General features: G+C 50.8%; 1 pseudogene. It reads right to left on the bottom strand.

Annotation, left to right across the window (positions count from 1 at the left end):
- Window positions 1–284 (bottom strand): annotated as a pseudogene (gene hisG / locus FDW94_RS23870) (ATP phosphoribosyltransferase); the annotation flags it as partial.
- Window positions 285–354: the final 70 nt, after the last annotated feature.

The raw sequence follows: 354 nt of genomic DNA on the forward strand, positions 1-354 counted from the left end.
GTAAAATAGCGAGGGTCTTCACCCTGTGCCCGGCGGTTGAGCAGTTCCTCTTCCAGAACGTTTTCCCCGATGATGCCGAGGTCAACGACACCGTCCATCACCAGACCCGGGATATCGTCATCACGCACGCGCAGAATATCGATCGGCATGTTCTCCGCCATCGCAATCAGGCGCTGGGTGTGAAGATTAATTTTAATGCCGCAACGGGCCAGTAATTCGCGTGAATCATCGCTTAAGCGGCCTGATTTCTGCATAGCTATGCGTAAACGGGTGTTGTCTAACATTCTTTATTCCTCGTTATCCTGTCTGAATCAGTTTGGGTCACGCACAAAAAAAAGCCCCCGGAAGAAATCT

It is taken from the genome of Citrobacter sp. wls757 (genome assembly GCF_005280935.1).
In the GTDB taxonomy this organism is placed as follows: Bacteria; Pseudomonadota; Gammaproteobacteria; order Enterobacterales; family Enterobacteriaceae; genus Citrobacter; species Citrobacter portucalensis.